Source organism: Pseudomonas sp. MWU16-30316, assembly GCF_020515645.1.
Classification (GTDB): domain Bacteria; phylum Pseudomonadota; class Gammaproteobacteria; order Pseudomonadales; family Pseudomonadaceae; genus Aquipseudomonas; species Aquipseudomonas cerasi.
Map to the genome: position 1 here is coordinate 292,286 of NZ_JAIZAZ010000003.1, position 24,152 is coordinate 316,437.

Consider the following 24,152-nt stretch of genomic DNA (forward strand, 5'->3'; position numbering starts at 1 on the left):
CTCAACGTCTCACTTTCGTGGCGAACAGGCCGTTGGGGCGGAAGAACAGCAGCACGATGACCACCAGCAGGGTGATCGCCTTGGCCATGGAGCCGGTGGTGAGGTATTCCAGCGAAACCTGGGTCTGGCCGATGGCGAACGCCGAAAGGAAGGTGCCCAGCAGGCTTTCCACGCCGCCGAACACGACGACGATAAAGGTGTCCACCAGGTATTGCTGACCGCTGACCGGGCCTGTGGAGGCGAGCATGGTGAATGAACTGCCGGCAATGCCTGCCAGTCCGCAGCCCAGCGCGAAGGTCACCGAGTCGACCCGCGCGGTGTTGATCCCGGCTGCACCGGCCATGGCGCGGTTCTGGGTCACGGCGCGAATGCGCAGGCCCCAGCGACTGCGGTAGAGGAACAGGAACACCGCAGCGGCAATCACGAAGGTCAGACCAATGATGAAAATCCGGTTGAGGGGCAGCTCCAGCCCGTCGCTGATTTTCCATGCGCCCTGCAACCACTGCACGGTGGGCACGCTGACTTCCTTGGGGCCGAAGACCTGGCGAAACAGCTGCTGAAGGACCAGAGACAGCCCCCAGGTCGCCAGCAGGGTGTCGAGCGGTCGGTTGTACATGAAGCGAATGAAGCAGCGTTCCAGCAGTAGACCGAAGGCAAAGGTCACCACAAAGGCCATCCCGATGCCGATGATGAAATACCAGCCCATGAGCTCCGGAAAGTAGCGCTGAAACACCACGGAGGTGACGTAGGTCATGTATGAGCCCATCGCCATCAGTTCGCCGTGCGCCATGTTGATCACGCCCATCAGGCCGAACACGATGGTCAGCCCGAGTGCCATCAGCACCAGCACGGAAAACAGCGAGAACCCGCTGAAGACTTGCATTACCAGCGTATCGAGAGTCATGCCGTCGCTACCTGTTGCTGCACATTGACGAAAGCGGGCGCGAAGCGGATCGCGCCCGTGCCGGGATCAGAGTTTCGGAAAGGGGTTGGGCTCGATCGGTGCCGACTCGTAGATCACGTCGACCTGGCCCTGCGCATTGAGGGTGCCGATGCGCGCACGCTTCCACAGGTGGTGGTTGTCCTTGTGCACCTTGATCTCGCCTTCGGGCGCATCGAGGGTCAGCTCCGAGGACGCGGCGATTACTTTCGGCACGTCGAAACTGCCTGCTTTCTCGACGGCCTTTTTCCACAGGTATACCGCGGTATACGCCGCAGCCATCGGGTCACCGACGACGCGCTGCTGCCCGTAGCGTGTTTTGAAGGCCTGGACGAACTTCTCGTTGACCGGGTTTTTCAGGCTCTGGAAATAGCTCATGCAGGTCAGGAAGCCAACGAGGTTCTCCGCACCGATGCCGGTGACTTCCTCTTCGGTGATCGCCAGCCCCATCAGCGTCTGGTTACTGCTGTCGATACCCGCGGCCTTGAGCTGTTTGTAAAACGCCACGTTGGAGCCGCCGACGATGGTCGACAGCACGATGTCCGGCTTGGCCGCCTTGATCTTGTTGATCACCGAGGAAAACTCGATGGCCCCCAGCGGCAGATAGTCTTCGCCGACGATGGAGCCGCCCTGTTTGGTCACCGATGCCCGTGCCAGTTTGTTGGTGGTGCGTGGCCAGATGTAGTCGGAACCGACCAGATAGACGCTTTTGCCCTTGTTGGCCATCAGCCAGGTGACGGCGGCAAGGGTCTGCTGCGAGGCTTCGGCACCGGTGTAGATAATGGCCGGGGATTTCTCCAGCCCTTCATAGAAGGTCGGGTAGTAGAGCAGGCCCTTGTTGCGCTCGAAGACTGGCAGCACCGCTTTGCGCGAGGCCGAGGTGAACGCGCCAAAGGTGACTGCGACGTGGTCGTTTTCCAGCAGCTTGCGCGCCTTCTCGGCGAAGGTCGGCCAGTCGCTGGCGCCGTCCTCGACGATCGGCTCGATGGTTTTGCCCATCACGCCGCCACTGGCGTTGATCTCTTCGATGGCCAGTTTTTCTGCGTCGACCACCGAGGCTTCACTGATGGCCATGGTGCCGGTCAGCGAGTGGATGATGCCGACTTTCACAGTCTCGTCCGCCTGCGCCTGACCGATCAGGGAAAACGGCAGCAGGCTGATCGCACCCAGCAACAGAGCATGCTTGATCAAACGGCGTTTGTCGTTGTGCATTCACTTATCTCCCAGGAATGAAAAAAGCCCGACGTCCCGGCCAAATCAATGGGCGGGAGGTCAGGCTTTTGTGCCGAATCTGGCGGGACAACTGCGTCCGATCCAGTCGTACGCGAGGTGTCTCCCTACTTGCCGAGAGGGGCGTAGGGCAAACAGCTGGCGCGATGTCTCAGGAGGAACTTAGCAAGGGCAATGCCAACTGGCGAAACGGCTGTTGGCGCGCGTTTCGAAACCCTGAGGCAGAGCATCCCTGCATTAATTGCACGCACACACCGACATGCGCCGCTTTGGCGCGAACAGGGCTCTAGCGCACCAAAAGCGTGAGGCGGAAGACGCTTTTTTTTTCGCGATATGTACTCATGCATAGGCTGAGATATTTTGCTTTGCAGGAGCGAACTAGTTCGCGAAAGCAATGTTCGAGGCAACATAAACCCCATGAATGCATGGCCGTCTTCGCCATCGAATTCGCTTCTCCCCGACGCGCCGCGTCACGTATGGCCCGCTCCCTGCATGAGCCTGCCCGACACCCTCGCAGGGTCTCTTGCCACACGCCCATTCTCGGCAGGTGTGGAAGGCCCCTCGCACGACTGGTCCTGACACTGCCGTCACGCCAGCCCCAGGCACAACCGCCTGAGAGCCACCGTTGAATCCACGGTTATTCGCTCAGTCTTCTTTTCAGGCTCCCGGCCACCTGCGGGCGTCTCATCTCACGTGAAAGGTTTATAGGCATGACTGACCCGTCGATCCGCATAGGAGGTCTGTTTTCCAATACCGGCGTCACCGCTGCCGGTGAGTGTTCAACAATGCGCGGCGCACAGTTTGCAATTCATCAGATCAACGCCGTCGGGGGCGTGAATGGCCGTCCTCTGGAACTGATCACCCGCAACCCGGATTCCACGCCTGCGCTGTTTGCCATGCATGTTGAATCGCTGATTCGCGAAGAGAATCTGCGGTTTTTCTTCGGTTGCTACACCTCGGCGGCGCGCAAGGCGGTATTGCCTGTCGTCGAACGCTACAACGCATTGCTGCTTTATCCGGTGTACTACGAGGGCTTCGAGTATTCGCGCAACATCATCTACACCGGCGCTACGCCGAATCACAATGCGGTGCCACTGGGCAGCTACATGTTCGATCACTTCGGCAGTCGCGTGCTGATGATCGGCTCCGAGTACGTCTACCCCTACGAAACCAACCGGTTGATGAGCGACCTGCTTTACGAGCGGGGCGGCAGCAAGCTGGGTGAGTACTACTTGCCACTGAAAAACGCCAGGGCAGAGGACTTCGCCAGGCTCATGGTCAAAGCTCGGGAACTGAAACCCTCGTTCATTTTTTCGACAGTGGTCGGCGACACCATGGCCCACTTGTATCAGGCCTACGCTGATGCCGGTTTCGATCCTGCGGTCATGCCGATTGCCAGTGTCACTACCAGCGAAACCGACATTCAGCAGATGGGCGTCCATCTGGGCACCGGGCACATTTCGGCAGCGACCTATTTCCAGTCGATCGACACGCCGCTCAATCGCCAGTGCATTGCCCAGTATCGGGAAATGTTTGGCCAGCATCAGGTGACCGACCGCTGTTGGGAGGCCGCTTACTTTCAGGTCCATCTGCTGGCCAAGGCGATCGCCCGTGCAGGCAGTACCGAAGTGGAGAGTGTGTTGCAGACCATGCGGGGTCTGGAATACGACGCGCCTCAGGGACGGGTGCGTATCGATGAACACAATCACCATACCTACCTGTACTCGCGGATCGGCCGTGCCAATGCCGACGGGCAGTTCGACATCCTTTACGAAAGTCAGAAAGCGCTGAAGCCCGATCCGTATGCGGTTGCGCCTGACTTCAATGGCTGGTCCAGCCTGACCGGGAGGCGTCCATGACCCTGCGTGCCGCCAAGAAACGTTTGCGCAACGACAGCGCAGGCGGCATCAAGGACCTGCGCGATATCAGCGTGCTGGTGATGCATCCCGATGACGAAGACGGTCGCAACCTGATCGCTCAGTTGCAGCGCATTGGTTGTCAGGTGCGGGTGCAATGGCCGATTCCCGAACGTCTGCACAGCGAGGCTGACGTAATCGTACTGGCGGTATCGCCGGAAAGCCTGTCGACCAACACACCCTGGCTGCTGCACAGCTCGACACCACCGATCATTCCGGTGATCGCCTATGAAAACCCGATCATTGTCGAGGCGCTGGTGCAGCTCAACGCCTGCTCGGTGATTCCTTCGCCGGTCCGGTCCTTCGGCCTGCTGACCGCGCTGGCCATCACCCTCAGTCAGGCCCGCAAGACGCGGGAAAGGGAAAAGCATGTCAAGCGCCTGGAAGGGCGCATGGCGGTTATGCGTACCGTGCAGCAGGCCAAGATCATTCTGATGGAAACCAAGGGCCTGTCTGAAACGGACGCCTATAACGCGTTGCGTGATCAGGCGATGGCCAAGCGCGAGCCGGTGGAAAAAATCGCCGAGGCGCTGGTCAAGGCCCATGAACTGTTTCAACAAGCCTGTTCCTGACAGGTTGCAGACAAGCTTCGAGTATCGGGCGCCACGCCTGATCCTCTTCTGCGTGGACGGTTGCCATACGCCCTGAACCGGCAGGTATGGAACACCGCGTGGCGACCGGCATGGACAACGACGTCCTCCGGATCGAGCCCAGGCCTGTGCGCCCCTGCGCAGGCGGCTCCAGTCAATGACGGCCTGAACCCGGGCTGTCCTTACCGTTATCTGGAGAACACCATGTCCGTAAAACGCCCCAGCAAAGCCGACTTTCTGATTGCCGCCCAGGACCATGGCTACGACCTGTCAGACAGCCAGATGGAGTCGTTCCTCAGTCTTGCAGACGAAACCCTGGGTTCCTACGAAGCCATTGATGCCCTGTACGCTGCCCATGTCGCCCAGCCTGCGCCGTTGCGCGAACACAGCAAACCGGCTGCCGCCGAGAACCCGTACGGTGCCTGGTACGTCAAGACTCACATCACCGGTGCTGCCAGTGGCCCGTTGGCGGGCAGAACGGTGGTCATCAAGGACAACGTCTCAGTGGCCGGCGTACCGATGGCCAACGGCTCACTGAGCCTTGACGGTTACGTGCCGTCCGAAGACGCCACGGTGGTCAAGCGTCTGCTGGCCGCCGGAGCGACGGTCATTGGCAAGTCGGTGTGCGAAGACCTGTGTTTCTCCGGCGCCAGTTTTACCTCGGCCACCGGCGCGGTGAAAAACCCCTGGGACCTGACCCGCAACGCCGGCGGTTCATCCAGCGGCAGTGCCGTGCTGGTCGCTCTGCAGGAAGTGGACATGGCCATCGGTGGCGATCAGGGTGGATCGATCCGCATGCCGTCGGCGTGGAGCGGCATCGTCGGACACAAGCCCACCTATAGCCTGGTGCCTTACACCGGCGCCTTCCCGATTGAACGGACCATCGACCATGTCGGCCCGATGGCCAATAACGTGCGCGACTGCGCAATCATGCTCGATGTGATCGCCGGCGCCGACGGGCTCGACTCAAGGCAGAAAAACCCGCCAGTCGTCAGTTGCGTCGCGACCCTCGATCAAGGCGTTGCGGGCCTGAAAATAGGCCTGCTGAGTGAAGGCTTCGCGATTCCCGGCATGTCCGAGCCGCAGGTTGACGCACTGGTTCGCGCCGCCGTGGCTCAGCTGGAAAGTCTCGGTGCGACGGTCGGTGACGCCAGTGCGCCGTGGCACCGCGGGGTGGCGCTGGACATGTGGAATGTCATCGCCACCGATGGCGCGGCGTACCAGATGCTGCAAGGCAACGGTTATGGCATGAATGTCGACGGCTATTACGACCCCGAGATCATGAGTTACTTCGGCGCCAAGCGTCGCGAACACGCCAATGCGTTATCCAGCAGCGTGCGTGCCGTGGCGCTGACCGGGCATTACAGCCTGAAAAACCTGCACGGTGCGTACTACGCCAAGGCGCGGATGCTGGTGCCAGAGCTGACCCGTCAATACGATGAAGCCTTCAAGCAGTTCGACGTGCTGGTCATGCCGACCATGCCGTTCGTGGCCACCACGCTGACCGCCGCCGACGCGCCAATCGAAGAGTACGTGCACAGCGCGTTGAACATGCTGGCCAACACCGCACCGTTCGACCTGACCGGCCACCCGGCCACGTCGATACCGGCCGGTCTGGCCGACGGACTGCCGGTCGCCATGATGATCGTCGCGCCGCGCTTCAAGGATGCCCTGGCGTTGCGTGTCGCGCAGGCTTATGAAACCGCTCGCGGAGCGTTTCCCAGGCCGCCGCGTGCTTGAATTCGCACGCTGACCGAGGGGGCATGCTCACTCCATGCGAGCGGGTGTGCTTCCTGAGGAGTCAGTGACGCCGCTCTCAGGTTAAACCAACATTCAGGTGTTGGCCGCACCTTCTACCGGTAGTATCGCCAATTCGCTTTCCAGCTCTTCATCTTCCCCGATGGCAGACGCTGGTAGACGCTTTGACACCGTAACACCCAGGTTCACGAACTTGTCGACGGTCTTTGTCAGACTGCCGTGATCACCTTTAAGCGTCGTGATGCTTTCGTTATAACTTTTCTGAACCGTGGCAATCTGATTTCCGAGCTTATCCATTTTCTCTACAAAGACGCGCAACTTGTCATAGACCTTGGTCGCCATGCTAGCGAGCTGTAGAGTGCTGCTGTTCTGTCGCTGGATACTCCACAGGTTTGAAACAACGCGAAGCACCGGCAGCAACGTTGTGGCCGTGATGATTGCGATACGTTTTTCATAGGCAGCCTGAAAAACGCCTGGGCTGTGCTCGGCGGCGACCAAATAGGCAGGTTCGACCGGCATGAACAAAAATACGAAGTCCGGCGAATTGACACCGTTCAGATCGGTGTACCTCTTGTCAGATAGCCCGTTGATATGATTTTTCAAAGCCAGAACGTGGGCAGATAAAGCCTTGGTACGGTCTTCGTCGTTTTCGGCAGAGACATAATCAGTGTAGGCAACCAACGACATTTTGCTGTCGATGATGATGTGCTTGCCCTCGGGAAGATTGACGACGAAGTCAGGCCGATTGTTTCCTGCCTCGTCATCCTTGAAGTTGGCTTCTCGGTGATATTCAAAGCCCTTACGCAAACCCGCCTGCTCAAGCAGCATCTCTACCTTTTGCTCGCCCCAGGTGCCCTGCAGCTTTTTGTCGCCTTTGAGTGCCTTGGTAAGGTTTGATGCTTCGGTGGTGATCTGCGCGTTCAATTCCATCAGTTTGACCAGCTCGCTTTTCATCGAGCTTTGTCCTTGAACGGTATCGGAGTGAACCTGATCTACTCGTTGGCGAAATGAGTCGAGTTGGTCCTTGAACGGTTTAAGCAGGGTGTCCAGTCCTTGACGGCTCTGCTCGGAAAAGCTTTGTTGCTTGCTGTCAAAAATCTGATTAGCAAGATTTTGAAACTCTTGCTTCAATTGAACCTTGTTGTCTTCCAGTAACTGCAGTTTCTCGGCAGCGGAGTGCTGATCCCGTTGGTGGCGCATGTTAACTTCGGCAAGACTCTGTTTGACAAGGCTTAGCTCATCTCGCGTGATGTTCAGTTCTTTTTCACGCTGTACCAACGCGGTGCGTAATCCGTCCAGTTGTTCTTTCTGCTCCGCAGCGTGGCCCAGTTGTTCACGCTGTTTTCTGAATTCTTCCTCGGCTTTTTCTATGCGCGCCTGTGAGATGGTATAAGCGTTCTTCAACTCCTGTAGTTGATTTGCCTGCTCCTGACCTTGGCCGACCTCCATTTTGAGTTCGCCTAGCTGCATCCTCAATTTGTTCGATTCAACACTGCGATTTTCAGCAAGCGTAGTCGCCTCGGAAAGTTGCTGAATCTTATCGGACATCCTTTGTTTTTCTGCTTCCAGTGAAGTCTTGAGCTCACCCAACTGAACACTCAGTTGTTTCTCGGTATCCCGATGGCGGGCAATTTCCTCCTGAGCCTGCGTCAACGCGTGCTGGTGCTCATCCTGCTCACGGAGCATCTGATCCTCTCGCTGCCGTGCCAAAGACGCATCGTTAAGTAGTTGCTGATGTTCTGCCTGGTGAGCCGCTTGCAGTTCTGAAACTTGTCGCGCCAGCTTGCTGGATGCAACAAGGCTGCTGATCCAGAAACCTATTGCCAAGAACAGCAAGCTGAAAAGCCCGATCAGAGCTGTGGTCAAATATTGCTGGGCCATCGATAAATCCGTTTTCGTTGGGTTAGGATCCAAAATGATGGCACGTTGTTCGTTTACTGAATACTGTCCAAAATAGTTTTCAATCACTGCCTCCCTGTTTTTAGGATGACCACGTTAGCCGAATCTGCTTTAACGCTTCCATACCTCCACATCCTGCGCATCCACCGCCTTGGGCAGCAGGCCCGCTGCGAAGAAGGCATCGGCGATATGCTGCTGCTCGTCCAGTTGCTCATGCGTGACCGGCTGTATCTGATAGGTGCGGTGGCTGTTGGCGATTTCGACCGTTTCGATATCCAGATTGCCCCATAAAGGGCTCAGCACCTGGGCGGCTTCGCGCGGGTTGGCTTTGAGCCAGATGCCAGCGCTGTGCAACTGCTCGTAAACCACGCTGAGCACTTGCGGATGGTCCTTGGCGTAGTTGGTGCCGGTCAGGTAATAGCGCTTGTAGCTGGACAGCTCCTTGCCGTCAGCCAGGGTGCGAGTCGGCAATTGCCGTTGGGCGCTGGTCAGGAAGGGTTCCCAGGTGACCCAGGCGTCCACCTTGTTGTTTTCGAAGGCCGCGCGGCCGTCGGCGGGCGACAGATAGGCGGGCTGAATATCCGAAAATGCCAGACCGGCCTTTTTCAACGCAGCAATCAGCAGGTAGTGAGAGCCCGCTGCCTTGGTGACAGCGACTTTTTTGCCTTTCAGATCCGATAACTGCTGCACGGGCGAGTTTTTGTGGACGATGATTGCCTGCGCGGAAGGCGAGGCCGCTTCCTGGGCAAAGTAGGTCAGCTTGGCCTGTGCTGCCTGAGCGAAGATCGGTACGGTGTCCGCCACATCCGCGCTGATATCGACGTTGCCGACGTTCAACGCCTCCAGCAGCGGCAGGCCACTCGGAAACTCATGCCAGGTGACGGTGACGTCCTGTGGCGCAAGGGCTTTTTCCAGCGTGCCGCGTGTTTTCAGCAGGGTGATCAGCGTGGAGGACTTCTGGTAACCGATCCGCAACGTTTGCTGTGCTTCGACGGGGAGGGCGATACATAGCGCCAACGCCGCGAGCAGGCCTGCCAGCAGCGGACGGCGGTAGCCAGGTTGTGTGTGTTTTATCGGGTTGGGCATGGCACGCTCGGTATTTAAAGGTGACGCTGAGTGTCAGTAGCCGCGCTGGCGATCAGCCTGATTCTGCAAGGCCTGCCCGTTGAGAAAACGCTCAAGGTTGGCCAGAAAGCTGTCGGCTATTTCGTTACGGCTGTTGCTGGAGATCGCCGAGGTGTGCGGTGACAGGCGCACGCGAGGGTGTGAGTACAGTGGATGCCCGTCCGGCAGGGGCTCGGGTTCGGTGACGTCCAGCGAGGCCAGGCCGATGTTTCCATTATCCAGCGCATTGAGCAGCGCTTCATGGTCAAGCAGGCCGCCACGGGCGATGTTGATCAAGTGCAGGCCGGGTTTGGCACTGTTCAGCACCTCGGCGTTAACGATGTGCCGCGTCGCCGGTGTCAACGGCGCGGCCAGTACCAGATGGTCTGCGCGCACGAACAGGTCATGAATGTCGCGTGCAGCCTCGACACCGTCAACCTCGAACGGAGCCGAACTTTGCCGCAATGCGATCACGTTGATACCCAGCGCCTGGGCCTTGCTGGCCAGGCTGCGACCGATGGCACCAAAGCCGAGAATCCCGAGCGTGGTGCCCTTGAGCGGCGTCAGGGCGGTGAAGTTCCATTGCGAGTCATGCGCCCAGATATCCGGCAGATGCTTGGCTGCGGCGAAAATGGCGGCCAGCGAGAACTCGGCGATGTTTTCTGCCGCGCTGCCCCGCGAGGTGCTCACCGGCGGCCCGTTGAACAGCCAGCCTGGGTAGAAGTCGATACCCGAAGACACCACCTGAATCCATTTCAGGCCATAGGGCCAGCCCGGAGGCGGCAAGGCCGGGGCTTCATAACCACGCACGTTGATAGGGCGCGCCAGCAGAATGCTGACCTCGCCGGGCAAATCGCTCGGCACTCCGGCAGGTACGCCGATGACCCTGGCTTCAGGGTGGGTCACTGCAAGCCGCTCGCGAATCACCTGATTGAAATCATCATCCAGCTGGCTGGCAATCACGAGTCGAGTCATGCCACCGCCTCGTCAGATTGATGGGCGACAGCCTTCGCATGACGATTGACCGGCACCTCAAGGCCGAGGTTTTCACGTAGCGTATTGCCGCTGTATTCGGTGCGAAACAGTCCGCGTCGTTGCAGCACCGGCACCACCCATTCGGTGAAGTACTGCAGGCCGTCCGGCAGGACGCTATTGATGATGAAACCGTCGGCTGCGCCTGCTTCGAACCACGTTTGTATCGCGTCGGCGACCTGTTCCGGTGTGCCGACAAAGTCACGGCGGGGCAGGGAGAAGCGCAGGGCGACTTCACGCAGGCTCAGGCCTTCGTCTTTGGCCAGTTGCTTGATCCGGTCCGAACCGCCTTTCTGGCTGTTGGAGCCCAGATCGCCCAGTTCCGGGAAGGGTTCGTCCAGTGGGTACTGGCTGAAATCGTGATCATTGAACGGTCGGCCAAGGGCGACAATGGCGTCTTCGATCGTCACCAACTCCACGGCCTGGCGATAGCGGCTCTCCACCTCAGCCTCATCGCGCCCGACAATCGGGCGAATGCCCGGAAGAATCGACAGCGCGTGAGGGTCGCGACCAAAGCCGCCAGCCCTTTGTTTCAGGTCCTGATAATAGGCGCGCGCTTCATCGAAACTCTCGGCGTGGACAAAAATTGCATCGGAGTTCTGAGCGGCAAAGTTACGCCCGGCCTCGGAGGTGCCTGCCTGAAAAATCACCGGCTGACCCTGCTTCGACCGGGCGATGTTGAGCGGGCCTTTCACCGAGAAGAATTCGCCCTTGTGGTTCAGCGCGTGCAGTTTGCCAGGCGTGAAAAATTCGCCTTTCTGCTTATCGTAGGCGAAGGCGTCGTCTTCCCAGGAATCCCATAGACCTTTGACCACCTCGATATGCTCTTTGGCGATACGGTAGCGTACGGCGTGCGGTGGGTGTTCGCCCTTGCTGAAGTTGTCAGCGGTGCCACTGAGCCAGGAAGTCACCACATTCCAGCCAGCCCGACCGCCACTGATGTGGTCCAGCGAAGCAAACTGGCGAGCTACCTGAAAGGGTTCGGTGTAGCTGACCGTCACCGTTGCCACCAGACCGATATGCCGGGTGGTGGCTGCGAGTGCGGAGAGAATGGTCAACGGTTCGAAACGATTCAGGTAATGCGGACTGGATTTTTCGTGAATGTGCAGGCTGTCGGCGATGAACACAAAATCGAAGCGCGCCGCTTCGGCCAACTGGGTCTGCTGCTGATAAAAGCCGAAATTCACACTGGCGTTGGCCAGTGCGTGCGGATGGCGCCATTCGCCCCAGCCATGGCCGACTCCGTGGACCATTGCGCCAAGTTTAAGGTGTCGTTGTCTGCTCATGTTTTTGCTCCGGACGGTTCAGAAAGGTGGATGCACCTCCGCCTGGAGAAAGGGGTCGGTATAGGATGACGATATGCCTATAAAAACCCACAGTGAAGTTCTATTTTGTTATATGTTAATTATTAAATTAAATAATCATCAAGTATTTAAATATGCATAAATTGAATTTTAATCGCTGGTTCAGGAGTCATTCCCGTGGCTTGGCAGCCGGTCGCCGAGCAGCGGCAGTTTCGTCAGCATGTTCTGCAGCGCCAGAGCATCCCACGGCAGGTGCTCGGCGATGCCAAGGCCGACCACGTCCACGGCGCTGGCAATGTCTGTCAGCAAGCGAACGACCTGCTCGATAGTCATCTTGCCCTGAGCAACGCCTTCAAATTTACTGGCAGGGACACCGGGTTGGGCAAACAGCACAGAACGAAACAGTGCCGGGTCCAGCACGTCCAGGTCCAGATGGATCGCCAGGTGTCTTGCACCGGTTTCCTCAAGCCACTGCAGCACCGGTTCGCTGGAGTGCGCCAGCGCCTGTGCATCGGCGCTGCGCAGCCCGAGACGCTTGATGAATGCGCTTTCGACCTCAAGCATTTCCTGCAGGCCCGCGTACATCACATTGGCCGGCTTGATCGGGCGTTTCACGGCATCGACGAAATCCTTGTCACCTTCGCCCAGCAGATTGCCCATGACCATCGCGTGCGCATGCTGGAAGTCTCTGGGTGTCATGACGTCCGGGTGAGCGTCGACCCACAGCACGGCAAGGTCACCGTCATAACGTTCGTTCAGGTAGGCGAATGGCGCGAGGTCGACCAGGCAGTCGCCACCCAGAACCACCAGACGATCCGGCTGATGCCGGTCGATCAGCTGCCGTGCAATGCCAAGCTGGGCCAGCAGCGCATGGCGGGCAATGATGCCGTTTTCAAGTTCAAGTGGTTGGTCATCCGGTTCGGTTACGGCCACGTGCTCGACGGGCCCTGACGCGTCCGGTGCCAGCCACGCCAGCAGCTGTGCGCCAAAATGATAAGGCGCGTTGTTGCCACCTTGCCACTGGGGAAAGATCAGGCGCAGGGTTTTATCGGGTTGGGTAGTCATCGAGGTTTTCCTTCGTCACCGTTCATTGGCATGGCGGTGATACTGCTCGACCCGGATGTGGCGTGCTTTGCCTGAACGGTCAATCGCTGTGCCGAAGGTGCCAATCGTCTTATCGTGGCCCCAGCAACTGCTGAGGAGAGATGCCATAAGCGTTTTTGAAGGCTCGACTGAAATGCGAGAGGTTGCTGAAGCCGAAATTCAGCGCAGCGTCACTGACGCGGCGAACGTGGCCTTTGCGCAATGCGTCATGGCACGCCGAGAGCCTTTGCTGCCAGAGCCAGCGAATGGCCGTGGTGCCTTCCTGTGCGAACAGGCGATTGAGCGTGCGTGGCGAAACATGAGTCGCCAAAGCAATGCTTTCGGCCGTCAGCCCTGTGTCGGGTAGATTATTCAACAGGAACTGCTTGATGCGCTGCAGTTGTTGCATTTGACGAGACTGCTGCCGGATATCGGTGTCGCCGAACACCGAGTCGAAGGCTGTAGACAGTACGTCCAGCAGTGATGCATTGAGTCGCTCGCTCAGCGGGTCCGATAAGCCTTCTGTGTTCCAGGCTTCATTCAACAAGGTTGCGGCAACACGGCCCAGCGTCGAACGGCCATCGAGCGTGCGGCACACCAGTCGTTCGGCAGCGGGCATGTGTTGCAGCAACAATTTGCGGGGCACCGCCAGCACAATCTGATCGTCACCTTCGGGGTAACTGCATGCGTAAGGCTGTGCGCTATCGTAAAGGACGATATCGCCAGCGCCTTGCCGGGACTCTCTGTCGTTCTGCACGACGATAGCGACGGAACACAAAGAGAGCGTGAGGAGGAAGTGATCGCTCTCCCTGTCTTGCTGCAACCGCCGGTAATGGAGGGGGGAAGACTGGATACGGGTGAAGGTAACGCTACTCTGATCCCTGACATTCAGCCCGCCGTCAAACGGCGCTTCGGTCAGCGGCTGGCTGGTGACCAAGCCATACGTCGAGCTCACAACCTCCTGCCAGGCGTCGAAACGATCCTCGGGCCGTAGTGGTTCGGCTGGGAAAATCATGGCCATGGCTGCCTCTGCGACGAGCGTCTTTTTACGAAGTGATCGGCGGCAAGGTTATCAGACGTTGATCCAGAGCAAGACCCCTGTGCCGGCAGTGTTTCAAGGTGGTGAAAATAGTTTATAGACCTGTGATCCAGCCGATATATCCCTACGTATGCAGCGCTCTGCTTACCCAAGCCTTCTAGAACAGGAGTTCCATGGACCCGCGCCTTGCTGGGCTTTCTTTCTTGCTCACCCTGGGATGGACGGGGGCCGTGATTCTCGTCATCTGGTTTTACGCCTGATGACGCAACGGTTTTCAGCAGGAGACGGAAGTGGTTTACGAAGCGGTCCTTGCCGGTGATCGGTAGGGCCAGGAAGTGTGTGCGTTGATAGTGGCTAAATAGTGGTCTGGCAGCGCTAAAGCTAATCTGACTGAAGCCGATGTTTATGTAACGGCCCCTTGCCGAATGACTTCGATAGTTCTACCTGGCTTTGACGGCCTTGAAGTTTGCGCTATGGAAGGCATTGAAAAAGACGATTAACCGGCTTGACCGGCAGCCTCCATAGTCCGCACATCGGTGTGTCTGACAGGGCTCGCAGAGACCGGGGCTTTATAACAATACTTCCACAGATGCTTACTCGCAGAGTACTTCCACATGTCGACCACAATTGAAAGCACCTACAGGGAACGGGCCGGGCTGGAACTTGATCTTCACTCGCTGTTGACGGCCATTGACCGTTCCCAGGCGATGATCGAGTTCGATCTTGAAGGCAATATCCTGCGGGCCAATACCAATTTTCTGGATTGCGTCGGTTATCGGCTGGATGAGGTCCAGGGTCGGCATCACCGTATGTTCTGCACGCCGGAATATGCGTCCAGCGTCGAATACGCGACGTTTTGGGAAAAACTGGGCAAGGGCGCTTTCGACGAAGGGCAGTACAAGCGCCTGGGCAAGAACGGGCGCGAGATCTGGTTGCAGGCCACTTATAACCCGGTGTTTGACGAGCAAGGCAATCCGTTCAAGGTGGTGAAGTTCGCCACGGACGTGACTGCGCAGCGCAAGTCCAATTCCGAGTACGAAGGCAAGGTTGCGGCCATCGATCGCTCGCAGGGTGTCATCGAATTCGACCTTAACGGTCGCGTGCTCACCGCCAACGAAAACTTTCTCAAGGTCCTGGGTTATCGTCTGGACGAGATTCAGGGTCAGCACCATCGCATGTTCTGCGAAGACGACTACCTGAACAGTCCGGCCTATCGTGCCTTCTGGGCCAAGCTCGAACGTGGCGAGTATGACTCCGGCGAATACAAGCGCATCGGCAAGAACGGTCGCGAGTTGTGGATCAGCGCCACTTACAACCCGATATTCGACCCGGATGGTCGTCCTTACAAGGTCGTGAAGTTCGCCAACGATGTGACCGAGAGCCGCATTCGTCAGGCTGAGTCCGCGGGCAAGGTGACAGCCATCGAACGTTCTCAGGCGGTGATCGAATTCGATCTGACGGGCAAGGTGCTGCATGCCAACCGCAATTTTCTGGCGGTATTTGGCTACGAGCTCGATGAAATCGTCGGCGAGCACCACCGCATGTTCTGCTCCGAGGAATTTGTCAGCAGCCTGCAGTATCGTGAGCTCTGGGAGAAGCTGGGGCGCGGCGAGTACGACGCCAACGAATACAAGCGCAAGCGCAAGGACGGTAAGGAGATCTGGATTCAGGCCACCTACAACCCGATTTTCGATGCGCAGGGCAAACCCTACAAGATCGTCAAATTCGCGCTCGACGTGACTGTGGCCAAGGAAACCAGCGTCGAGGACCAGGGCAAGGTGAATGCCATCGACCGCGCCCAGGCCGTCATCGAATTCGACATGGCCGGCAACATCATCACCGCCAATGCCAACTTCCTCAAAGCGCTGGGTTATGGCCTTCAGGAAATCAAAGGCAAGCACCACCGTATCTTCTGTGAGGAAGAATACGTGCGCGGCACCGAGTACCGTGAATTCTGGCACGGGCTGGGGCAGGGCGAGTTCTACTCCGGGCGCTTCATGCGCGTCAGCAAATATGGGCAGAAAATCTGGATTCAGGCGACGTACAGCCCGATTTTCGACCACGACGGCTTGCCGTTCAAAGTGGTGAAATTCGCCACTGACATTACCCTTCAGGTCGAGATGGAACAGGCGATAGAGGCCAAGACCCGCGCCATGGGCGAGTCGGTGAAAGCACTGATGAATGCCATTTCCTATGTGGCACAGAGTACCGAGACGGCCACCGATCTGGCCAGAATGACGCGTGAGCAGGCCAGCACCGGTTCGCAGACGCTGGTCAAGGCCTCCGACGCGATGGACATGATTGCCAAGTCCGCCGAGGGTATTCAGGACATTATTCAGGTGATCAGCGAGATCGCCAGTCAGACCAACATGCTGGCCTTCAACGCGGCTATCGAAGCGGCCAGGGCCGGTGAACATGGCCTGGGCTTTTCGGTAGTCGCCGACGAGGTGCGCAAGCTGGCCGAGAAGTCTTCGCGTGCGACCAAGGAAATCAACAAGCTGATTCTGGAAACGGTCAGCCGGATCGAGTCGGGCAACGAGATTTCGCGCAGTGCCGGCGAAGCTTTCGAACACATCGTGGAAGGCGTGATGCAGACCACTCAGGCGATTGACGGGATCAACACGGCGACAGAGAAGCAACGTCTGTCGGCGCAGGAAGTCGAGGCACTGATCGTCGAGCTGCACAAAGCCAACCTGACCGGCTACACCCAGACTCTGGACAAGGTATCCATCGGACAACCTGCATGAGCAGCCTGAATGCCTATGGCGTCGTGCAGATCAACGGTGTGTATCTGGCGGTGGTTGCCGATGCGTTGATGGAGGCCGTGCACTGGCCCGCTGATCTGCATCCCCATCCATTGACACGGGGAGCGCTGCGTGGGGTGTTTACCTTGCGTGGCAAACCGGTGCCATTGGTCGACCTGCGGGCTCAATTGGCGGAGGGCGGCGATATGTCTTCGCCGACGCCACTGGTGGCGATTCTCAAGTACGGCGGTGGCTACCTCGGGCTGGCGATTGACGCTGTGTGCGACATTCTCAAGGCCCGTGATTCTCAGTTCAGTCCACTGGGGCCAGCGGGCAGCGGTGTCGGCTTGCTGCCCTCTCTGCTGCTCGGCGCCGAAGAGTCGCGGATGATCTACAAGCTTGACCTCGACTTCATGAGTGGTTTGCCAGGCGTGATGTTCGCTGCCGATCCGAGCGCGCAAGTGCTCAAGGACGAGGCACTGGCCGCCAAGGGCCGCTTGCTGCATTACCTGGTGTTTGAGTGCGACGGCCGCAACTTCTGTATCGATGCGAGCGTTGTGACCGAGTTGGTGGACGATCCCGAGATCACGGCGTCGGATTTTGCCAGTGACTGCTGCTTCGGCGTCACCTCGGTGCGTGGCACCAAGGTCCCGGCGCTCAACCTGTCCGAAGTGCTTGGCCTGGACCACCAGCGTCAGACGTCCAAGCCGCAGTTGCTGCTGTTGACTGCGCCGGACGGGCGGGTGTGCGGGTTTGGCTACGACCGCATGGTCGCCATTCAGCGTCAGGATCCGGACAGCCTGTTGGCGGCACCGCATTATGGCCTGCCGCACCCAGAGCTGCTGGCCGGGGTCATGAACCTGGAAGAGGGGCAGCAGGCCTTGTTGCTCGATCATCCGATGCTGTTGCAGCGCCCGGAAGTCAAAAGCTACACCCAGGTTTACCAGCACGACGTCAAACCTGCCCAGGCCTCGCACGATGTGACCAAGGCCATGCTGCGCCACGCCTGCCTGCTGTTCGATGCGCCGACCCGCTTCGTGGCACCGTTGAGCCAGATCGTGGAGATCATGAGCATGCCGCAGCAATTGATCGGCCTGTCGCAGCCGGAAACGCATTTGCTGGGACAGTTCAATCTGCGCGGCGAACAGGTGCCGCTGATCTGCCTGAGCAGTCTGCTGGGCGAAGGCGCACAGGTCCAGGGCGAAGCGTCGCGTGTATTGATCGTGCGTGGCGAGCGGCTGTGCTTCGGTTTTGCAGTGAACCGCGTCGATGCGATCGACGCGTTCAATCAGTTCGATCCGGCCATGCTGGAACAAGGCTGGCAAGCCAGTACTGGCAAGGGCATTTCGGTCAATGACCGGGTCCGCTCGCTGGTCAGCGTCGGCAGTCAGGAGCGCAGTTGGCGTGCGACCCTGCTTGATCTGCAGGGCCTGGCCCGACAGCTGGAATGCAACGTTGATCAGCGCCGCACTGTGCAATCAGTCTGAACCGAATGCTCCGCGCGTGGCCTTATTTGAGTGTTCACCAGCGGAGTCAACGACCATGACTGACAAGAAAGACGAGAAAAAACCGGAACCGCAAAGCGACGTGCCCGCGCACTCGACGCCCGAAGAAAAGGAACGCCTGAAAGACTTCAACAAGGACGGTATCCCGCCTGGGGTTTGCTGACCGCTGTTGAATGCTTTTCTTAAACGCCCGGCCCACACAGGCCGGGCGTTTTCGTGTCAGGCCTTTGTGCTTCAATCGCCGCCTTTGGCGAAGTCCAGCAGCCCGGCACCCTCCATTCGGTAGCGAACCCATTCACTTTGCGGCGCAGCGCCGATCGCTTCGTAGAACTTGATGGCTGGCTCGTTCCAGTCCAGCACGCTCCACTCCAGGCGACCACAATCGTTGGCTACCGCTTCGCGAGCGATATGTCGAAGCAGTGCGCGTCCGGCGCCGATGCTGCGCTTCTCAGGAGTGATGTACAGGTCTTCCAGATACACGCCGTTGCGTCCCAGCCAGGTCGAGTAACTGTAGAAATAAACGGCATAGCCAATGGGCTGGCCGTCATGCAGGCACATCAGCGCCCTGGCCGGTGCGTTGTCGGCGAACAGGCTGCGTTGAATGTCGTTGGTACTGGCCTTGACCTCATGCCCTGCGCGTTCATAGATGGCAAGTTCGGTAATGAACGTCAGAATCTGACTGGCATCAGAGGCAGTGGCTGGACGGATTTCGAGGGACACGGAGGGCAATCCTTGGCTAATGGGCGCAGCATGATAGCCGCACTCGCCAGGCGCTCGATAGTCAGGCGTCACGCAGCAGGTCGTTGGCGTTGAGCAACTGATAGGCGATCTGTGGACGTGCTTCCAGGGCGCGGCGGATGGCGGCAGGTATCGATTGACGCGTCTTGCGACACAGCCCGACCTTTTCCTCGACGACAATGCTGATGCCGCGCATGGTGCGCACTTCATTGAAGCCCGGAGCGACGTCGACACGCACGCCCAGTTGCTGGAAAATCTTGCGCTGCATGTGCTCCAGATCTTCCAGACTTTCGATACGCTCCAGGCGATCCAGCAGGGTTTTTTCTGCGTCGCGGGACAGCAGCAGAATCCGCAGATCTGCACCTTCCGCATCCAGCAGCTCGCGCTTGCAGTCGCAAGCGCCGGGCGGACAGGGGTTACGGATTTTCAGAGGGGCGTTCATGGGCTCAGCATAACGACTGACAAGGGCGTCTGACCATACCTCCGTGCGTGTCCGCAGCGCACGTAAAAGTCCGTCCACTGCGATATTCGCGCCGCCTCGCCGAGGCCTTACAGGTGCCGGATCAATTCGGCCATTTCATCTCGCCCTTGATGACTTTTGCACTCATCTCCAGCGAAGCCGGTTCGGCCAGTTGCGGCCAGGCTTTGTGCATGGCGTCGATCAGGGGGGTGGAATCCTTGGCTTTGGCGGCCTGTTCTTCGAAGGACTTCAGGTAGTCGGCGGTGAATGTCACAGCCTGGGTGCCTGACGGAATCTTGCCCAGGTAATGACCCGGAATTACGGTGGCCGGTTTCAGCGCCTCGATGCCTTTGAGTGTCGCGAGCCAGTCCTGACGCGATTTCGGGCTTTGCGTGTCAGCGACCCAGACATGGATGCCGCTGGAGACCACGACACCGCCAACCACTGCCTTGAGGGAGGGAATCCATACGTAACTGCGCTCGGGTGCCGGGCCGTTAAGGCCTTTGATCTGCAATGGTTGGCCTTCAAGCGTCAGGTGGTCGTCCTTGAGCTCTTCCGGCACAACCAGGCTGGTTGGCGCATTGTCCTTGAGAATCGGGCCCCAATAGGCGAGTTTGCCCTGCATCGAAGCCTTGATCGCCTTCACGGTAGGCGCGCTGGCGACGATCTTCGCTTCGGGGAACGCGGCTTTGATGACGTCCAGACCGAAGTAGTAGTCCGGATCGCTGTGGCTGATGTAGACGGTGGTGAGTTGCTTGCCGCTGTCCTTGATCTTTTGCACCAGTGCCTCGGCGTCGTTGCGCTGGAACTGCGCATCGATGAGCACCGCGTCATGCTTGCCGGTGATCAGTTCGGATGAAACCGGGAAGACGGCTTTTTCAGCCGGGTTGTATACCTCGATCGCCAAGGGAGCGGCGGCCTGGGCTGCGAGAGGGAACAGAGCGGCGAAGGACAGGGCAAGCAGGGATTTGCGCGGCATGGGATACGACCTTTGTTTGGACAGGGCAGAGGTCGTTATCTTAGGTTGCCTCAAGTGAAACAAAAGCCTCAGTATTGGCAACTATTGATTGCTTATATCGGACGAATTGTGGATCGGATCATAGCTGCACGGGTATTCATCGCCATCAACGAGAGGGGCAGCCTCATCGCCGCCGCCGAGGCGCTGGATATGTCTAGGGCCATGGTCACGCGTTATCTGGCGCAGATGGAGCGCTGGGCCGGAGCGCGACTGCTGCACCGGACCACGCGCAAGCTCGGCTTGACCGCCCCAGGGCAAGTGACCTTGTTGCGGTGTCAGCAACTGGTCGAGCTGGCCGACGCGGTGCCACTGGCAGCCGATACGCAAGTCGACGAGCCACGCGGCATGCTGCGTATCGCCTGTTCGCAGTCACTGGCCCAGGCCGTTCTGGCACCCGCGGTGACGGCTTACCTGCAACGCTATCCCGACACCTCGGCAGACCTGCTTATCGGTAACGAGGCCGTGGATCTGGTCAGCGAGCGAATCGATCTGGCGATCCGCATCACCAATCAGTTGGACCCCAATGTCATTGCCCGTCCGCTGGGGCAGTGCGCTTCGGTGGTGTGTGCTTCTCCAGCCTATCTCGCCGTGCACGGCACACCGTCCAGGCCGCAGGAATTGTCTGCTCACAACTGCCTGACCTATTCGTACTTCGGTAAAAGCCTGTGGGAGTTTACCCGCCAGCAGATGCCGCTCAGTGTGCCGGTCGGCGGCAACCTCAGTGCCAACGATTCAGTGGTGCTGCTGGAGGCCGCAGTGGCTGGCGCCGGTGTCAGCCTGCAACCGGTGCATTCGGCGGCGCCGCTGATGGCGAGCGGCAAGCTGATCGCCCTGATGCCGGAGTACCAGCCACGGGCTTTGGGGATACACGCGATCTACACCTCAAGGCACCATCAGTCGGCAACGCTGCGCACTTTTCTGGATTTTCTGACTGAATGGTTTGAGAGGGGTGGAGATTAGATCTCCTGCTGTGGACAGGACTCAGAGCGTCCAGAACACGCGGAGCATGGGCACGATAGGGAGACACAGACGCCCATCGTTCCTCACGCTCCGCATAGGCAGGATCAGGTCTTGAACTTGCGCACCAGGCCGTCCAGCTCGCTTGACAGGATCTCCAGGCTTCTGGAATCCGCGCGGGCCGAGTCCGAGAGTTCGGCGATCAACTGGGCGTCGCCATGGATCTGGCTGATGTGCCGGTTGATGTCTTCGGCCACCTGATGCTGCTCCTCGGCAGCGGTTGCGATCTGGGTGTTCATGTCGCGAATCACATCCACTGACTCACGAATCTGCCCGAAGCTGCTGCGTGCCTGCCCGATCTTGGTCACCGATTGCTGCGATACGTCGAGGCTGGCATGCATCTGTTGCGCCACCGAGGCAGTGCGTTTGGCCAGGTTGCCCAGCAGGCTGTCGATTTCTGCGGTCGAGTCCGAGGTGCGTTTGGCCAGTGCGCGGACTTCGTCGGCTACGACGGCGAAGCCGCGCCCCTGTTCGCCTGCACGTGCTGCTTCGATGGCCGCGTTGAGGGCCAGCAGGTTGGTCTGCTCGGCAATCGAACGGATGGTATTGAGGATCGACTGAATGCCTGCGCTGTCCTTTTCCAGTTGCGTCATGTCCTTGGCCGAGCGGGTGAGTTCTTCGCTGAGCTGGTCGACGCTGCGCACCGCATCATCGATCTGCCGCTGACCTTCACGCGCCTGTTGCTGGCCGCTGTCGGCCGAGTCTGCGGCCTGGCTGCAGGAACGGGCGACTTCATTGGAGGTGGCGACCATTTCATGAAACGCCGTGGAGACCATATCCACCGCTTCGCGCTGCCGGCCAGCAGCTTCGGCCATGTCGTTGGAGACACGCGTCGAGCTGTGTGAGGCTTCGAGAATCTTCCCGGCCGCCTGACCGATGTGCTGAATCAGGCTGCGGATCGCGGTCAGGAACTTGTTGAACCAGCCCGCCAACTGCGCAGTTTCATCCTTGCCGCGCACGGCGAGGTTCTGGGTCAGGTCGCCTTCACCGCCTGCAATACCTTCCAGGCCGCTGGACACGCTGTGAATCGGGCGCACGATGACCCGGGCAAAACTGGCCCCGACAATCGCAAAGACCACCGCCAGCACCACCGCGATGATGCCGATCAACCAGGTCAGGCGGGTGGCCGAGGCCATCACTTCGTCCTGTTTGATCAGGCCGATGAAGTTCCAGCCCAGTTGCTCGGACGAGTACACATTGGCCATGTAACGCTCGCCGTTGAGTGTCACCTCGACCAGACCACTGGCGGTTTTCGCCAAATCGCTGAAGCCGTCGCCCAGTTCTCCCAGTTTCTTGAAGTTATGCTCGGGCTGTTTGGGATCGACCAGCACGGTGCCGTTCTTTTCCATCAGCATCAGATAGCCGCTTTCGCCGAGCTTGATCTGCTTGACGATGTTCGTCAGTTGCTTGAGCGATACGTCGATATTGACCACGCCACCAGGGTTGCCCAGTTTATTGGGAATCGCCCGGATGGTACTGACCAGTACCGCGTCGTCGTTGGCCCAGTAATAGGCGTCGCTGCGCACGGTTTTGCCGGCATTGGCCATCGCCGTCTTGTACCACGGCCGCACACGCGGGTCGTAGTTGCTCATTTTCGGGTCTTCCGGCGTCATGATGTAGCTGCCGTTGATCAGACCATAAGAAACGTAGGAGTAGGCCGGGTGAGCCTTGGCGATATTGGCGAACAGCTCGGTCGCCTGCCTGTCATTCTCGGACTGCGGGGGAGGCGTGGCGCCCATGTAGTTGCGGAAATCATCGCTCGCCCCGGCGATCAGCGGGTGCGCCGCGATGTAATTGACGTTCTGCGTAATGCCGTCGAAAAACAGCTGCATGGCATTGTCGACCTGGCGAATCTCACGTGCGCTACCGTCCACGAAATCACTGGTCGCCTTGTCGCGCAGGTTCACGACCACGATGGCGGCGACGACTAATATGGGCAAGCACGCAATGACTGCGAACGCCCACGTCAATTTCTGTTTGATATTCATTTGAGCTCCGGGGGGCGTGTTACTGCCGCAAGTGTCGGGTGCTGCATGGATGCAGTCTGCGACCCGAGGCATTGAGCTGAGGGTCGCTCTTATGGTCTACCAAGAGGTCAACGACTTTTTGCCAGTATTCTTTAGGCGGCTTGGCGGTAACAAACACTTGTTGTCGTTCATGAGTACGAAACGGCCTTTATTCACCGAAGCAGTAACCCGTTGTTCATGAGAGGCGCCCCCCAAACTCGGTCATGGCATCCAGCATCGCGTCCTTGAAGTAAGCCAGTGAAGCCCGATCGAAGAGGATCTGGAAACAGGGTTCAGCCTGCGCGCCGAGGTTGATGACGATCACATTGATGCGCGCTGCCGAGGTCTGCGCCACCGAACCTGTCGCAAACGCTTCGGGGCGCAGATCCACCCCACACAGTTTGGCCATCACCTCGGCGATGCACGCGCCACTCAGTTGCAGCCAGGCATGGCTGTCTTCGCGAGGCAGCAGGTAATTGGCGCTGTGGTCGAGCTCCCAGCGAGCTTCTTCATCGGCGATGCGCTGCCCGTCATCGTGCGGGCTGCCCAGCAGCAGGTATTCGGTCTGTGAAAGGCGCGCGACGTGGCTGCCGTCCGCCTGTGTGACGGCGCGGTTCGGTGCCTCGGGCAGGTTGAAGCCGCTTGCCGTCAGGTAGTCAGCGCTTTGCGTACCGCGAAATCCCACGCGTGGCCGATCGGTCAGGTCTTGCAGCGTGCACAAGGCGCGCGCGTTGGCGCCGAGAGGACTGTTCTGGAGAAGGCTGGTCAT

Annotated in this window: 20 protein-coding genes; 7 read left to right on the top strand and 13 right to left on the bottom strand. The window is 58.9% G+C overall.

The window, feature by feature from the left end; translation table 11 throughout:
* Nucleotide 1: 1 nt before the first annotated feature.
* The gene (gene urtB / locus LCH65_RS12435; RefSeq protein WP_003432973.1) at nucleotides 2-904 is read right to left on the bottom strand and encodes an urea ABC transporter permease subunit UrtB; all 903 of its coding nucleotides are present in this window, start codon (nucleotides 902-904) and stop codon (nucleotides 2-4) included.
* Between the two features lie 66 nt (nucleotides 905-970).
* Nucleotides 971-2,152: an urea ABC transporter substrate-binding protein gene (urtA, locus tag LCH65_RS12440; protein ID WP_016567925.1), complete on the bottom strand. Its 1,182-nt coding sequence runs from the start codon at nucleotides 2,150-2,152 to the stop codon at nucleotides 971-973.
* A gap of 728 nt (nucleotides 2,153-2,880) precedes the next feature.
* Here urtA and LCH65_RS12445 point away from each other — a divergent pair.
* From LCH65_RS12445 to LCH65_RS12455, 3 genes are all read left to right on the top strand, one after another.
* Nucleotides 2,881-4,029: a transporter substrate-binding domain-containing protein gene (locus tag LCH65_RS12445; protein ID WP_074808250.1), complete on the top strand. Its 1,149-nt coding sequence runs from the start codon at nucleotides 2,881-2,883 to the stop codon at nucleotides 4,027-4,029.
* On the top strand, nucleotides 4,026-4,658 hold the full coding sequence (locus LCH65_RS12450; RefSeq protein WP_003367076.1) for an ANTAR domain-containing protein: 633 nt from the start codon (nucleotides 4,026-4,028) through the stop codon (nucleotides 4,656-4,658). Before LCH65_RS12445 ends, LCH65_RS12450 begins: the two co-directional genes overlap by 4 nt.
* A gap of 222 nt (nucleotides 4,659-4,880) precedes the next feature.
* The gene (locus LCH65_RS12455) at nucleotides 4,881-6,416 is read left to right on the top strand and encodes an amidase (RefSeq protein ID WP_003367078.1); all 1,536 of its coding nucleotides are present in this window, start codon (nucleotides 4,881-4,883) and stop codon (nucleotides 6,414-6,416) included.
* A gap of 93 nt (nucleotides 6,417-6,509) precedes the next feature.
* Here the strand turns inward: LCH65_RS12455 and rmuC are convergent, their stop codons facing one another.
* The 6 genes from rmuC to LCH65_RS12485 form a co-directional block, all read right to left on the bottom strand.
* Complete coding sequence (rmuC, locus tag LCH65_RS12460; RefSeq protein ID WP_226439513.1) at nucleotides 6,510-8,402, bottom strand: DNA recombination protein RmuC; 1,893 nt, start codon at nucleotides 8,400-8,402, stop codon at nucleotides 6,510-6,512.
* A 42-nt stretch (nucleotides 8,403-8,444) separates the two neighbouring features.
* Complete coding sequence (locus LCH65_RS12465; protein ID WP_003367084.1) at nucleotides 8,445-9,419, bottom strand: aliphatic sulfonate ABC transporter substrate-binding protein; 975 nt, start codon at nucleotides 9,417-9,419, stop codon at nucleotides 8,445-8,447.
* A 33-nt stretch (nucleotides 9,420-9,452) separates the two neighbouring features.
* Nucleotides 9,453-10,412 carry a D-isomer specific 2-hydroxyacid dehydrogenase family protein gene (locus LCH65_RS12470; protein WP_003367086.1) on the bottom strand — a complete coding sequence of 320 codons (960 nt, stop codon included), beginning with the start codon at nucleotides 10,410-10,412 and terminating at the stop codon, nucleotides 9,453-9,455.
* Nucleotides 10,409-11,755, bottom strand: coding sequence for an LLM class flavin-dependent oxidoreductase (locus LCH65_RS12475; protein WP_042930459.1), 1,347 nt, complete (start codon nucleotides 11,753-11,755; stop codon nucleotides 10,409-10,411). Before LCH65_RS12475 ends, LCH65_RS12470 begins: the two co-directional genes overlap by 4 nt.
* 180 nt (nucleotides 11,756-11,935) lie before the next feature.
* Nucleotides 11,936-12,838: an arginase family protein gene (locus tag LCH65_RS12480; protein WP_003367089.1), complete on the bottom strand. Its 903-nt coding sequence runs from the start codon at nucleotides 12,836-12,838 to the stop codon at nucleotides 11,936-11,938.
* A gap of 109 nt (nucleotides 12,839-12,947) precedes the next feature.
* On the bottom strand, nucleotides 12,948-13,877 hold the full coding sequence (locus LCH65_RS12485) for a helix-turn-helix domain-containing protein (protein WP_003432964.1): 930 nt from the start codon (nucleotides 13,875-13,877) through the stop codon (nucleotides 12,948-12,950).
* A 632-nt stretch (nucleotides 13,878-14,509) separates the two neighbouring features.
* On the opposite strand from LCH65_RS12485, the gene LCH65_RS12490 reads away from it, so the two are divergent.
* From LCH65_RS12490 to LCH65_RS26250, 3 genes are read left to right on the top strand one after another with little or no spacing between them, the layout of a single operon-like run.
* Nucleotides 14,510-16,642, top strand: coding sequence for a PAS domain S-box protein (locus LCH65_RS12490; protein ID WP_099266432.1), 2,133 nt, complete (start codon nucleotides 14,510-14,512; stop codon nucleotides 16,640-16,642).
* A complete protein-coding gene (locus LCH65_RS12495) occupies nucleotides 16,639-18,126 on the top strand; it encodes a chemotaxis protein CheW (RefSeq protein ID WP_054081842.1) in 1,488 nt (495 codons plus the stop codon). The genes LCH65_RS12490 and LCH65_RS12495 overlap by 4 nt, the downstream gene beginning before the upstream one ends.
* 55 nt (nucleotides 18,127-18,181) lie before the next feature.
* Complete coding sequence (locus LCH65_RS26250; protein ID WP_003315538.1) at nucleotides 18,182-18,307, top strand: hypothetical protein; 126 nt, start codon at nucleotides 18,182-18,184, stop codon at nucleotides 18,305-18,307.
* Nucleotides 18,308-18,378: 71 nt separating this feature from the next.
* Here LCH65_RS26250 and LCH65_RS12500 read toward each other — a convergent pair whose 3' ends face one another.
* The 3 genes from LCH65_RS12500 to LCH65_RS12510 form a co-directional block, all read right to left on the bottom strand.
* Nucleotides 18,379-18,864 (bottom strand): GNAT family N-acetyltransferase, encoded by a 486-nt coding sequence (locus tag LCH65_RS12500; protein ID WP_003367094.1) that lies wholly within the window; start codon nucleotides 18,862-18,864, stop codon nucleotides 18,379-18,381.
* A 61-nt stretch (nucleotides 18,865-18,925) separates the two neighbouring features.
* Entirely contained in the window at nucleotides 18,926-19,324 is a 399-nt protein-coding gene (locus LCH65_RS12505; protein ID WP_003367095.1) for a hypothetical protein, read from the bottom strand.
* 121 nt (nucleotides 19,325-19,445) lie between these two features.
* Nucleotides 19,446-20,321: an MBL fold metallo-hydrolase gene (locus LCH65_RS12510; RefSeq protein WP_074808233.1), complete on the bottom strand. Its 876-nt coding sequence runs from the start codon at nucleotides 20,319-20,321 to the stop codon at nucleotides 19,446-19,448.
* A 108-nt stretch (nucleotides 20,322-20,429) separates the two neighbouring features.
* Between LCH65_RS12510 and LCH65_RS12515 the strand changes: the two genes are divergently transcribed.
* Nucleotides 20,430-21,320: a LysR family transcriptional regulator gene (locus tag LCH65_RS12515; protein ID WP_241689259.1), complete on the top strand. Its 891-nt coding sequence runs from the start codon at nucleotides 20,430-20,432 to the stop codon at nucleotides 21,318-21,320.
* 104 nt (nucleotides 21,321-21,424) lie between these two features.
* On the opposite strand, the gene LCH65_RS12520 is transcribed toward LCH65_RS12515, so the two are convergent.
* Nucleotides 21,425-23,365 (bottom strand): methyl-accepting chemotaxis protein, encoded by a 1,941-nt coding sequence (locus LCH65_RS12520; RefSeq protein ID WP_046719555.1) that lies wholly within the window; start codon nucleotides 23,363-23,365, stop codon nucleotides 21,425-21,427.
* A gap of 214 nt (nucleotides 23,366-23,579) precedes the next feature.
* Nucleotides 23,580-24,152 carry a sarcosine oxidase gene (locus tag LCH65_RS12525; RefSeq protein WP_058416754.1) on the bottom strand — a complete coding sequence of 191 codons (573 nt, stop codon included), beginning with the start codon at nucleotides 24,150-24,152 and terminating at the stop codon, nucleotides 23,580-23,582.